This window comes from Paenibacillus sp. FSL H8-0260 (assembly GCF_045040625.1).
GTDB classification, from domain to species: Bacteria; Bacillota; Bacilli; order Paenibacillales; family Paenibacillaceae; genus Paenibacillus_AQ; species Paenibacillus_AQ odorifer.
In genome coordinates, this window is record NZ_CP150298.1 from 6,798,025 (window position 1) to 6,809,900 (window position 11,876).

An 11,876-nucleotide genomic window follows, 5' to 3' on the forward strand; every position below is an offset into this window, starting at 1 on the left:
CTTCGCTCGCTTGCCTAAATTAACGCGTCGAAATGACCCTCCGCGTCCACCGTCGCCGTCCGGGGATCAGTCAGGCCGATGCCCTTGAGGCCTCCCTTTCCTTCATTTCCCCAAAGAGGGAGGTGATCCTGAAGCGGAGAAGCAGGCACAAAATTTACGGAGGTGCTGCTCCCGCTTTTCTGTACCAGTTGGGACTCCAGCAGCCGGATTTGCCGCTGCAGCTGCTCCCGGCGATAAGGCGTCTGCATCTCACTTCCTTGTGCCGCATTCACTTTATCCAGTTCCATCATCAGCCTGTTTCGCTGTTTCTCCAGAGAACTGACATCACTCTGTGTACCGCCGTAGGCCGCAATGGGCTGTACGGAGCTGATGCCTGATACTGTCTGTGCCGCCATGATCTTTCCCCCCGTTTCCTTGGCTCCCAATCCAAAATCAGCCAAATTTGAAAGTTCTAATCATCTTTATTACCCGGCAGGCCCCGTCATGACAACATCACAGCCTCAATTGGAAAATAATCGTCGTATAGTCTCAGTCGGCCGCTTGTTTCAACCCTACCAAAGACCCACCGAAGGCTGGCTAAAGTCCCTTCAGAGCTCCCTTACTCGTCCTTCAACCGCCGCTGATACAAAATGACAGACACTACTGTTAGCACAACCGTCCATACCAAATTAATGAGGAGTGGTTTCAATACATCGCCCGTCGTATAACCTGTATTGCTTAGACCCAGCAGATGCACAAGCTGACTGCTTGGCATGTAATCCAGCACTTTGAAGACCGGATAATCCTTCGCTAGTACTTCTCCCCACGGTGCCCCCATAAATATAAACGCCACAGGGAGTATAGATAATGAGGCTTCAAGCAACGTCTTGGAGAATAAGCCGCAGATCGTCCCAGCTGCAGTGTACAGAATAATCGAAAGAATGATTACTGCCACAAACGCCCATATATTAGCCGGCTCATAGCCAAATAATAATGTAGAAATAGCGAGAACAACAGTGGACATGACAAAGACCAAACTGCTTTTACCGATTAGTACATCCATGGTCGTAGCCGGTGTCATCATTAATGACCGTAAAGTGTTACGCTCCTTCTCTTCCGCAATCAAGCAGGCTTGTGCGAAACATGTTAGCAATACAAACGAACTATTAAAAAGAAAACCGCTGGCTCCAGGTAAAGACGCACCTGCCCTCTTGAAAATCAGAGCGATAATAATAGGAAAAATCAGCATAATGGACAGCGCGTAGTTACGTGAAAACTCTTTGTAATCCTTCACAAATATCGCCCGGGCACGTTTGTATGAGATACTCATAGTAGCTCACTTCCTGTCATTTTAATAAAAATATCACCTAGACTTGGTTCTTTCGTCTCTAACCGGTCAATTAGCCCCCGCTTCATCCAATCCGCGATTTGATCTGCCGCCCCCTCATCGATCGGGAGCTCGTAGGTTTCCCCATTGATTAAGTCCACACAAATTACGTTCTCCCGGTGCTGCCGCTTAAGTTCCTTTGGTGAGCCTATGGTTTGGATTTGTCCCTGATACAGAATCGCTACACGGTTGCATATCAATTCTGCTTCAGACATATCATGCGTAGTCAGAAAAATCGTTGTTCCTTTCTCATTTAAGTAGCGTAAGCCTTTATAAATATGTGCTGTGTTTACCGGATCTAAAGCCGAAGTTGGTTCATCCAGAAATAATAATTCCGGCTCATGGATAATCGCGCATGCCAGCATGACACGCTGACGCATCCCTTTGGATAAGAGGTTGGCTTTCTTTTTACGCTCCCCGCTTAAGTTTACAAACTGCAGCACCTTGTCGACCGCAGATTTGGGAAGATCATATAACTTACGATACAGCTCCAGATTTTCCTCAATACTTAACCTCTCATATAGACCACTGTTATCCGTCAAAATGCCAAAACGCATCTTCTGAGCAGACTGCTGCATCATCTCCGCTGACTGATCAAATACACTTGCCTGTCCACTTGTCGGATTTAATTGTGCCGTTAAAATCTTGATTAATGTTGTTTTGCCTGAGCCACTCGGTCCAAGGAAACCAAAAATTTCACCCTTAGGAATTGAAAAAGAAACATCTGCTAACGCATCTTTTTCTCCAAATCTCTTACGGATACGTTCTACCCGGATAACATTCATTAACTCCACATCCTTAGTGTTGATGGCTTAAACATATACAGATTACATGCTTCCTGCCATCAAAACGCGCCGAAATGTAGCTGTAAGCGCCTGAATGGTACCCTTTAAATGTTAAGAAGAGCTTTTAATTCAGACAATTTTGAACGGGATAACGGAACCACGGCATCTTGACCTGTATTTAATCGCAAGCTGTAGCTATTTTTCGTCCATGTAATAATCTCTCTTACTTTTTGCAGATTAACAATATAGGATCGGTGACACCTAAAAAAACCGAAATTTAATAATCTCTGCTCGAGCTCGGTCAGCGTCAGCGCACAGTCATAATTTTCACCGCCCACATGAACAAGGATTGACCCCTCTACACTTTCTATAAAATCAATTTCAGGCGGATTAAATAAAATCACTTTGTCATTTCTTTTGGTAGAGATCTTCTGCAAGGTTATATTGGCCTCGTCTTGTTTCTGTACTTCCTGCTTATCCTCGTCGAAGTCCCGAATATCCAATGGATGAAATCCCGATTCGTTCAACCGATAAATGGCATCACAGGAAATAAGGGCATCCTCTAAATTCGAAGTTAAAATTAAAATCTGCTTTTCTTGTGAAAGATCATCAAGAATCCGTTTGAGTTGACGACAATCTTGCTCTTCCAAGTAAAAATAGGGTTCCTCCAGTACAAGTGTAGGCTGATACGCGAAAAATACACGCAGCAATGTCACATACATTCTTTTCGATGAGCTTAGATCCTTGATCTTTACCTTCCGTTCTTCCTTTAAAGCAAAATAATCTATCAACGAAGCGGCACGCTCATACCTCTCCGTTATTCTGATTAGAAAAGTGATTAGTTCCTCCACCGATAAACGCATATACTCGTTTTGCCCAGCCCGAAATAAATAATATTGGGAATGATCCCCTAATTGATTCATTAAAAGCTGCTTTCGCTTCAAGTCCGTTATGATGCCAACCGATTGATTCGGTGTCATATTTAATTCGATCTTCGGTAGAAATAATTCCCCATTATAATAAATTGGTTGAAATTGCATGCCATCCTCCCGGTCAGTGCTGCTATAGGGTATACTTTTTCAATTTAGCTCCTGTTATTTCCTGCTCGATAAATACGATTTAGGTAATATTTAATGCAAATTTTAGTAGTCAAGGCATCTAGTTTACCGCATCTCTGGTGAGCAGGAATTCCCTCAACTTAAATTCCTCACTGAGATTTAATACATTTATTTTGAAAATTTCGGAAGAGTTTTGACTTTGTTACTAAATTCACATAATAAGTAGATTTAAAATTATAGAATAACATTGTTAATAAATGGGTTATTAGGGTATCTAAAGAATCAAGTGATGTCATTAGGTTTGGGTTAACAATTTTATCTAAAAGCATCTTTCTTCATTATTACGTCTTGATGGTTTCTGGGTACTTACAGATATCCTCGGAATTCCCAACCTGCATACTAGAAATTTTACATTGGTAAAACAAGGATTATTGGGATATGTATGTAGGAAACGACTTTTCCGCGAGAAATTCAGATTAAATATTATCAATATGAGCAGTACTTACAAGAAAGTGTTTTTAGCGTATTCCTCTTTATACTTAATTGTTTTTAGCATTGCTTTAATGTATATGTTACGTTTTATTTTTTCATTTACTTCCCTCTTTCATTCTTGGAACTGGACAAACTTCAAAGGCATTTTGATAGTGATTGTGATATTAATTCTTCAATTCACCATATTACTTATTAAAAAAATTAACAGAAAGAAGGAAAATTCAGTTGATTGTAGAACAACCGATTCTGGACATTCAAAATCTTAACAAAGAGTACGAATCCGAAGCCGGCATAATATCTGTTCTTACGGGAATAAATCTGAAGTTTTACAAAAGTGAGATTGTAAGCATTATGGGACCCAGCGGCAGCGGAAAATCAACCCTGCTTGGGATTATGGGATCCCTAGATAAGCCTAGTACAGGGAAAATCGCACTTGAGGGTAAGTCAATCGAATCTTTATCTGAAAAAAAACTTTCTGATTATCGCGCACAAAAAATTGGGTTTGTTTTTCAATCCTTCAATCTAATCTCTACAATGACCGCTCTTGAAAATGTAATGCTTCCCATGTTCTGCATCAAAGGCACCCGACATAGTGAAATACGTAAAAAAGCAGAAGAAATGTTGAAGCTTGTGGGGATGGGCGATCGGATGAAGCACCTGCCTAATCAACTATCCGGCGGACAACAGCAACGTGTCGCTATTGCAAGAGCTCTGATTAATAAGCCCTCTCTAGTCATTGCGACGAGCCAACCGGCAATTTAGATCGTGATTCCGGACAGAAAGTTCTTGACCTTATCTTCCGCTTAAAAGAGCAAATGAGAATGACCTTCATTATTGCTACCCATGATCCAGAGGTTGCTTCAAAATCCGACCGAGTGATTTACATTAGAGATGGACGGGTTGAAACTGAGGATCCTTGTCTGAGTAAAGGAAGGTGAATATCTGATGATATGGCTGAGCTCTGCCGGGAGAAGTTTATTACGTAACAAATTAAGAACAATTTTCACTATATTGTCTCTCATTATTGGAAGTGCAAGTTTCTTTAGTATGTTCCTATTATCTGAATTGGCGCCACGTTCTATTGAGAATTCTGCCAAACTGCTATTAGGTGGGGATGTATTAGTCCAGTCCTACCTTAAGCCACTACAGAGCAATATAGTGAATGATATATTCCAAGACATGGGAGAAATCGACAGCCATTCATCTTCATATGTCGGACAGAGCATGGTGCAATCCAAAAATAAAACAACAAGCGTGATCTTGAAGGGAATTGATCCGAAGACTTACCCTTATTATGGGGAAAATCAATACCCTGGCATCCGTTCACTTCAAGCGAATGAGGTCCTTCTTGCTGATAATGCAGCAGATCGCCTACAGGTAAAGGTTGGAGAAAAAATTTGGTTGCCGAGCGCGTCTGATGGAAGTCTGCATGAGTACAAGGTAAAAGGATTAGTACTTAATGTTCAAGAGTCTTACGGAGATGCGGATATTTTTGGAGCTGCTTATCTTACCTTGAATGAAGCAGCTAATCTGCTAAACGCTCCAGCCGGAAGCACAAATGAAATTCTTATCCATTGGAAAGCGGGCACACCAAAGACTTCTTGGCAAGCAGAACTTGAGAAGCATCTGCCAAGTGCTACGCTAACGGACACGAAAGAGCGGACAGACGAAAGCTTGGCTCAAGCCAAGACCCTTCTTTTACTTTTACAATTGTTCAGTCTGCTTGCACTGGGAATCAGCGCTTTGACAGTTTCAAATACAATGAAGCAGGCAATGAGCACAAGAATGCGCGATATTGCAGTTATGAAGGCAATAGGTGTACGCTCTCGCTCAGTTGCCGGTACCTTTTTAACAGAAGGTATTCTTATCGGAACGATAGGAACTATTACTGGAATAGTAACAGGTCTTCTAGTGAGTACTTGGTTAACTTCTTACGTAGGTAAAATGTTAGCTATACCGTTGTCTTGGGAGTTTTCATGGAAAGTCACAATTGTTACCTTCGCAGTAGGAATGCTAATGGCACTGATATCAACATGGATTCCTCTAAAAGGAATGCTCATCGTCTCTCCTATGCAGCTATTGCTTGAAGGAAACCATCAGATCCCTTCTTATCGGGTACGCTTTTGGAAAAGAGGACTCTTATTATTACTGATTTCGCTAGTTGTAGCATTCTACTTACAAAAAACACTTTTTCTGGGTTCAACCGAATCCATTAGTTCTAGAGTCGTTCTATCTTTTTTAGGGATTCTACTGATTATTATATTGGTAAGTATATTTGTGAAGGTATGTTCATCTGCTTTCTCTTTCATTTTCAGAGTGGTTGGAAGCATGAGGGAACTCATCTCTCCTCGTTGGTTTATCCCTTTTCATAATTTATCATCTGGAAGAAAACGATACGGACTATTGGCTCTTATCTTGAGTGTTGGTGTTGCATCAGCAGTATCATGCGAACTTTTCGCTGATAACTTAACTCAGTCTGTCAGTCAACAGTTAGAGAACGAGGCCAAAGGAAATCTACTCATCACAAGCTCCTTAGTAGAGTCTGAAGCAGTCAAGGAAGCTTTTCAATCTCTCGATATTAAAAAGTGGACAGAGGGTGTCCAGATGAACGGTCTTTTAAGTTCAATTAACGGAAGTGAAGCAACTTCTCTTTTTCAGCAAAAGTCAGACGGGAATAAGTTCTTCGCTTCCAATAAATTGAGCATTGAAGGTGTTGACCCTTCACTTGCATCAAGGTCCTATTCCATTATTGGCGGACGTGACCTTATAGAAGATGATTCATCGCACAAGACCGCATTATTATTGGAAGATTATCAACAGTTGGGAATTAAGACAGGCGATACAGTTGAAGTTACAATGGGAGAAAAGAAGATTCCTTTCAAAATTGTTGGCTTTTTTGAATCAGGGTTCGTAAAAACAGTAGGTATGAGAACAACTAAAGATATATTGTCTAAATATGGGGCGCCTAACCGGGTAATGTTTTCTATTGACGGAGGGACCCGGACTACGGGTTTACTATCTGAATTAAACGGTTTACTTCCAGCATCCGCTATGGCATATTCAGTATTAAGTACAGCCTCCGAAAGCTTAAATTCAATGATACGTATGATAAGTGTATTCTTCTCTATAGTGACTTTATTTGCCTTCATTACAGCGATACTTACCATCGGGAATCAAATTGTGATAAGCCTTTTAAGAAAACGCAGAGAAATTGCAATCATCAAAGCAGTGGGAGTATCCAATGGTAAGACATTACGGTCAATCTTGTTAGAGAACTTTGTTTTATCCTTAGTCTCAGGAACTGCTGGTACAGGGATAGCTTTGTTGTTAACGACTGTAGCTCTAAAACTTATGTTCAAGTTACCTGTCCTGGTTGATGTTAAATGGGTGATTTATGGGATTGGCCTATGTGTTATAACCACACTCTCAGTGGCTTGGATAGCGGCGAGGCCTGCTCTGCTTACTAAACCTACGCAGCTCTTACAGACCAACCAGTTATGATCTAATAAGGCTCTAATGAATTGGTACTTAAATAGTTACTGTCCCTCTCTATTACGCAGAGAGGGATTTTTTTATACCTTGTCATAACTACGTTTGGTGTAAAAATACATTAATTTTTGATACGGTTCACAGTATTTTAATTGCCTCAATACAAAGCTCGATCCTCACTTCATTTCCGACTATAATTCCACCCGTTTCCAGAGGCGAGTTGAATTTCAATCCAAATTCATTACGATCAATACTGGCTGTTGAGTGAAATCCTACACGTTCCCGTCCGCGGGGGTCCTTGTTTAGTCCTTCAAAAACAGTATGAAAAGTAACAGATTGGGTTACTCCATGCAGAGTTAGATTGCCTGTAAGTTCATATTGCCGCTCACCAGCAAAGACACAGTTGGTGCTTTGAAATGCAATGGTTGGATACTTGGCAGCATGAAGGAAGTCGTCGCCCCTCAAATGTCCATCTCGTTGCGCTTGGCGAGTTGTGATACTATTTGCGTCTATGGAAGCCTGAATGCCCATGGTCGTTAACTCGTTGGGATCAAAACTTAAAATCGCCTGGAAACGCTCAAATACTCCTTTGATTTTATTAATCATTAAATGCGTCACCGAAAACTCGACGGAGCTGTGGTCCGGATCCACTTCCCATTTGATATTACTCATGAATAGATTCCACCTCTATAATAAGATTATGAGCAAGGTCACCCTATATCCAAAACAATGCGCTACTCGCTATACACCTAATATACAAAAACGCTACTGACAACGTTGTGTCAGTAGCGTTTTAGCATTTTTGCGGCTTCCTCGTAAATCCGATTTCAGAATGGTTCCCCATTGAATCCGTAATTCCTTTTACCCGAATATCCACCATCGCAATAAACATCGAACTGTGTGTGAACAGTCATAATCTGCAACTAGTCGAATCTTTGCAGCGATTCAAATAAACGCCTTAAGTTATTCAATAAGCTGTTTTTTTCCTCCAGAGTCCAGTCATCCAAAGCTTCATGCAAAATTCGTTCACGGGTGAGGCTAATCATTGCATTGATTTCCTCCCCGCTTTTCGTCAATTCAGACACACGAATGCGGGAATCTGAACTTGATGGATACGTATGAACCAACCCGGCATTTTCTAACTTATCGATTTGCCGGCTAACACTCGAATAGTTTTTACCCATCATTGCGGCCAAATCACCAACACTAGTCGGTTGGAGATGCACGATGCCCACAAAGACACGAAAGGTTGCTGCCTCCAAATTGACGCCAGCATTAGCAATCATCTTCTTATCGCGGTCTGGTCTATTGATAATGGAAACTAAATCGATCAGCGCTTTAAAAATATCGTTTTCCATTTTATTTCACCCTTACAACAGGACGAGGCATTAGCGGGGCATTCCAAGCCTCTTCAATATCTTCTAGAGCGAACTCTTTTGTGGTAATTTTTATCTTCCCCACGGCAGCCATTTCAAATACACCTCTAACAGCGGATAGCATATCAGCTTTGGAAACACTCTTATCTCCGCTACCTACGAGTTCGATTGTTGATGAGCGTAAAAGAGATGAAGGTAAATGAATGCTTTCTTGGCCAGATGAAGTTCCAATGCTTACAAAACGGGTTGAACGATCCGTTTTCGTCTTAGCAAGAGCTGACATGATGGCGAGTGCGCTGTCGCCCCAAAGATAATCCAATATAACATCAACACCTTCAGCAATAACTGGCATTAAGGCGTTTTCAAACATTTTTTGACCGTTGTCGGCTGTCATATCAAATGCAAGGCCCTCATCAGCTTCAAGTGCTTGCAACTTTGATTCGTTGCGTCCTGTTACAATGACCTTCTTGGCCCCCAGACCCTTAGCAATCTGAACTGCTAAACTACCGGATGTACCAGTAGCGCCATTAATCAATACAGTTTGACCGGATTTAAAATCAGCTCGAAATACCAATGCAGCCCATGACGACATAGCAGGGTTGGCGATAGCGGCAGCAGTGAGATCATCAATACCATCTGGTAAACGGACAGTCAGCTTTTCGTTGACAATTGTTTGCTCAGCCAAACTGCCATATGGTGCAGTAGGCAGCGCAAAGTAAACACGAGACCCATCTTTCAAAGTTCCTACACCGTCGATACCGGCTACAATTGGAAAGTTATCTTCAGAAGAATAGTGCATACCCATTGAACGGAACTTGCTAACTCGACTCAAGGCCGTTGCCGTAACGTTAATTATAACTAGCCCCTCTGTCCCAACGGGGGAATCAAAATGACCCATTACGGGAATCGTCCCCTTATCCTTTACAATTGCTGCCTTCATATTTACACCCTTCTTCCATCCCATATTATGTGCATATTGCACATAATAAAGTATAACATAAATTATGTGCAATATGCACATTTTATTCGGAATCCATCTCCATCTTGTCGGTCTCATGAAGTGGGATAAAATCGAGGCAGTTCTGGTAGATAACCCCCCCAATCATTGAGGGAATGCATCACATTATCCTTAGAGTGGGTATCAGAGATAGCTCGTTGAACAGCCCATACACCGCGCAAACCCATTAGCTTATTTCCAAAAAAAACGGCTGGTCAGGTTCCCCTAATCCAGCCGTTTTTTGATTATTTTAATATTACATTATCGATTAGTATCAGTTGAACCATACCTAAGTCGAGCAGAGGGTTATGATAGCGATTTAATATTTCATCGTATAATTCTTCACATGCACTAAGATTTTACAATGATAAGCTTATAATGTATGCCTTATGACACTTTAGGAGGTAATATAATGAACAAGTACGACGAAGCCATGAAGCTGCTGGAAGAACAAGCGGGTAACAAGGACGCCCTGCTCTCTCTGTCTACCATCGCGCTGGAACCGGGGGCCAATGGCAAAAGCCGTCCCGCCGCCCGTATTGTGGACGCCTATTATGAGGACGGTGCGTTCTACACCGTCACTTATGCGACCTCAGGCAAGATGCAGCAGATCGCCCAAAACCCCGAAGTCGCCGTTTGTATCATCGTCGAAAACTTTACGGCCGATGGTATCGGTGAAAACCTGGGCTGGGTATGTGACGAGAAAAACGCGGAAATGATGACAAAGCTACGCACAATATTCGCCGAGTGGTATAACGAAGCCAATAACGACGAAGATCCTAACACATGCCTGCTGCGCATTCGCCTGACAAAAGGCCTGTGGAATGACGCCCATAAAGGGATCAGAAATGAGATTGATTTTATCAATAAGACGGCAAATTAAGTGGTCTATGTGGTTTCTATAATTGGATTAATGTGAGGTAGAAATTTGATAACAGACAATTTTAGCTCAAAGGGAGTGTCCGCAGACTCCCTTTTTTTCGCCGTTATTTATGATACGGTTCCCATAAACTTCTTATAATATTACACCGTATGTTGCGAGTTTGCAGGTCTCCGCCTGGAGTAAATACTGGTAGAGCAGATCTGTTTTGCTCATCTCCGCCTGCCGCTGTGTCTGTCTTGCCTTATCCAATTCACTGAGCGATAATCTGCCTTTTGTATATAGCAGGTTGGCGTCCTCGGCACGCTGGACAGCGCCTTGTTCCTCATCCATTGCGTCCTGCAATTGATAATATAACGCGGTCAGCTTTGCCTTCTGATCGGCCCATCTATTCTCCAGCCTAGACCATATGGCATCTCTTTGACTAACAGCATTAGACCAAAGCACCGTATAGTAGTGCTTCAACTCCGTTCCAGGGTCTGTTAGGCTGGTCAGGTTATCCTTGGCAAGCTTTATCTTCGCATCCGCTTCTTGAATTTCATAATTGCGAGATAAGTCTACAGTCTGCTCGTAATCAGTTAGTTGGGGAGTTGCAATTGTAATATTCTCAATCTCAATTGAGGTATTCAGGTCCAGCTTTAACTCTCGTGCCAACTGCGCCAACTGTGTTTTATAGCCTCTAACCTGAGAATCCAGCTTGCTTTGCTGAATACGCTGTTGCCGTTGCACCTGATCCCATTCACTCTTGGATGTCCTTCCAGCACGAAACAAGATCTGGGCATCCGAAGCTAGTGTGCTGGAATGAGCATACAAATTTTGTTGATAGGCGATTTGGGATGATAGAGCCGCTAATTGAATATATTGCTGTCTAACGGCATAGATTACAAGTTGTTGTGTCTTCTTGAGAGCAAGTTCTGCCAGTTCGTTATCATAGACCAAACTTCTAAGTTGAGCCTCGTAGGTTTGCAATTGCTTGTCTTTCACCTGCTGATTGTAGCTGCTTTGCATTTGGGACTGGAGCCCGATCCACTGGTTAATCGAACTATTAATGGCAATTTGCAACCCAATTGCTTGAAGAATCTGTTGCTGTTCCTCTTCACCTAATTGATTGAATTCCGGGATTTGCTGTAAAAAATCAGTTGTGTTTACTGGAAGATGACCCGGATTCACAGAAACGCTGCTAGACTCCAGTTCCTTTTTCTCCGAAGCTATATAAGCAGTATTAGCACTGCTCTCCGTAACCTTACCCTTAGCCTGCTGGATATCATCAATGTTTGTAAGAGCTATTTGAACCGCTTCCTCCATCGAAAGCTTCCTTACAGAAGACGACGAAATTGTATCATCTGCATAAGCAAATGGCACCCAGAGTACCAACCATAATCCTAGATATATAAAGATTAATTGAGTTTTTTTCAAGAATTCCATCCATGAAC

11 protein-coding genes are annotated in these 11,876 nt (G+C 42.1%); 3 read left to right on the forward strand and 8 right to left on the reverse strand.

The features are described 5' to 3' along the window. Positions 1-14: 14 nt before the first annotated feature. The 4 genes from MHI51_RS30180 to MHI51_RS30195 all read right to left on the reverse strand — a co-directional run bounded on the left by MHI51_RS30180 (position 15) and on the right by MHI51_RS30195 (position 3,191). Positions 15-395, reverse strand: coding sequence for a FlxA-like family protein (locus MHI51_RS30180; RefSeq protein WP_076218791.1), 381 nt, complete (start codon positions 393-395; stop codon positions 15-17). A gap of 203 nt (positions 396-598) precedes the next feature. Beyond that, positions 599-1,309 (reverse strand): ABC transporter permease, encoded by a 711-nt coding sequence (locus MHI51_RS30185; RefSeq protein ID WP_076218792.1) that lies wholly within the window; start codon positions 1,307-1,309, stop codon positions 599-601. After that, a complete protein-coding gene (locus MHI51_RS30190; RefSeq protein WP_405173470.1) occupies positions 1,306-2,151 on the reverse strand; it encodes an ATP-binding cassette domain-containing protein in 846 nt (281 codons plus the stop codon). The genes MHI51_RS30185 and MHI51_RS30190 overlap by 4 nt, the downstream gene beginning before the upstream one ends. 104 nt (positions 2,152-2,255) lie before the next feature. Then, on the reverse strand, positions 2,256-3,191 hold the full coding sequence (locus MHI51_RS30195; RefSeq protein WP_076276319.1) for a LytTR family transcriptional regulator DNA-binding domain-containing protein: 936 nt from the start codon (positions 3,189-3,191) through the stop codon (positions 2,256-2,258). A gap of 735 nt (positions 3,192-3,926) precedes the next feature. On the opposite strand from MHI51_RS30195, the gene MHI51_RS30200 reads away from it, so the two are divergent. Further along, on the forward strand, positions 3,927-4,463 hold the full coding sequence (locus MHI51_RS30200; protein ID WP_256718959.1) for an ABC transporter ATP-binding protein: 537 nt from the start codon (positions 3,927-3,929) through the stop codon (positions 4,461-4,463). 183 nt (positions 4,464-4,646) lie between these two features. Beyond that, a complete protein-coding gene (locus MHI51_RS30205; RefSeq protein ID WP_405173471.1) occupies positions 4,647-7,202 on the forward strand; it encodes an FtsX-like permease family protein in 2,556 nt (851 codons plus the stop codon). Positions 7,203-7,328: 126 nt separating this feature from the next. On the opposite strand, the gene MHI51_RS30210 is transcribed toward MHI51_RS30205, so the two are convergent. From MHI51_RS30210 to MHI51_RS30220, 3 genes are all read right to left on the reverse strand, one after another. Then, positions 7,329-7,862: a YceI family protein gene (locus MHI51_RS30210; RefSeq protein ID WP_405173472.1), complete on the reverse strand. Its 534-nt coding sequence runs from the start codon at positions 7,860-7,862 to the stop codon at positions 7,329-7,331. Between the two features lie 251 nt (positions 7,863-8,113). Next, a complete protein-coding gene (locus MHI51_RS30215; protein ID WP_076276320.1) occupies positions 8,114-8,548 on the reverse strand; it encodes a MarR family winged helix-turn-helix transcriptional regulator in 435 nt (144 codons plus the stop codon). Position 8,549: 1 nt separating this feature from the next. Then, a complete protein-coding gene (locus MHI51_RS30220) occupies positions 8,550-9,506 on the reverse strand; it encodes a zinc-binding alcohol dehydrogenase family protein (protein ID WP_076276321.1) in 957 nt (318 codons plus the stop codon). 469 nt (positions 9,507-9,975) lie between these two features. Between MHI51_RS30220 and MHI51_RS30225 the strand changes: the two genes are divergently transcribed. Further along, the gene (locus MHI51_RS30225; protein ID WP_076219982.1) at positions 9,976-10,446 is read left to right on the forward strand and encodes a pyridoxamine 5'-phosphate oxidase family protein; all 471 of its coding nucleotides are present in this window, start codon (positions 9,976-9,978) and stop codon (positions 10,444-10,446) included. 132 nt (positions 10,447-10,578) lie between these two features. On the opposite strand, the gene MHI51_RS30230 is transcribed toward MHI51_RS30225, so the two are convergent. Next, the gene (locus MHI51_RS30230; RefSeq protein ID WP_076276322.1) at positions 10,579-11,868 is read right to left on the reverse strand and encodes a hypothetical protein; all 1,290 of its coding nucleotides are present in this window, start codon (positions 11,866-11,868) and stop codon (positions 10,579-10,581) included. Positions 11,869-11,876: the final 8 nt, after the last annotated feature.

What these genes read in the sequence shown, in the direction of transcription:
- MHI51_RS30180 (WP_076218791.1), bottom strand. Translation starts at nt 395, where the DNA reads ATGGCGGCACAGACAGTATCAGGCATCAGCTCCGTACAGCCCATTGCG.
- MHI51_RS30210 (WP_405173472.1), bottom strand. Translation starts at nt 7,862, where the DNA reads ATGAGTAATATCAAATGGGAAGTGGATCCGGACCACAGCTCCGTCGAG.
- MHI51_RS30220 (WP_076276321.1), bottom strand. Translation starts at nt 9,506, where the DNA reads ATGAAGGCAGCAATTGTAAAGGATAAGGGGACGATTCCCGTAATGGGT.
- MHI51_RS30195 (WP_076276319.1), bottom strand. Translation starts at nt 3,191, where the DNA reads ATGCAATTTCAACCAATTTATTATAATGGGGAATTATTTCTACCGAAG.
- MHI51_RS30215 (WP_076276320.1), bottom strand. Translation starts at nt 8,548, where the DNA reads ATGGAAAACGATATTTTTAAAGCGCTGATCGATTTAGTTTCCATTATC.
- MHI51_RS30185 (WP_076218792.1), bottom strand. Translation starts at nt 1,309, where the DNA reads ATGAGTATCTCATACAAACGTGCCCGGGCGATATTTGTGAAGGATTAC.
- MHI51_RS30205 (WP_405173471.1), top strand. Translation starts at nt 4,647, where the DNA reads ATGATATGGCTGAGCTCTGCCGGGAGAAGTTTATTACGTAACAAATTA.
- MHI51_RS30230 (WP_076276322.1), bottom strand. Translation starts at nt 11,868, where the DNA reads ATGGAATTCTTGAAAAAAACTCAATTAATCTTTATATATCTAGGATTA.
- MHI51_RS30225 (WP_076219982.1), top strand. Translation starts at nt 9,976, where the DNA reads ATGAACAAGTACGACGAAGCCATGAAGCTGCTGGAAGAACAAGCGGGT.
- MHI51_RS30190 (WP_405173470.1), bottom strand. Translation starts at nt 2,151, where the DNA reads ATGAATGTTATCCGGGTAGAACGTATCCGTAAGAGATTTGGAGAAAAA.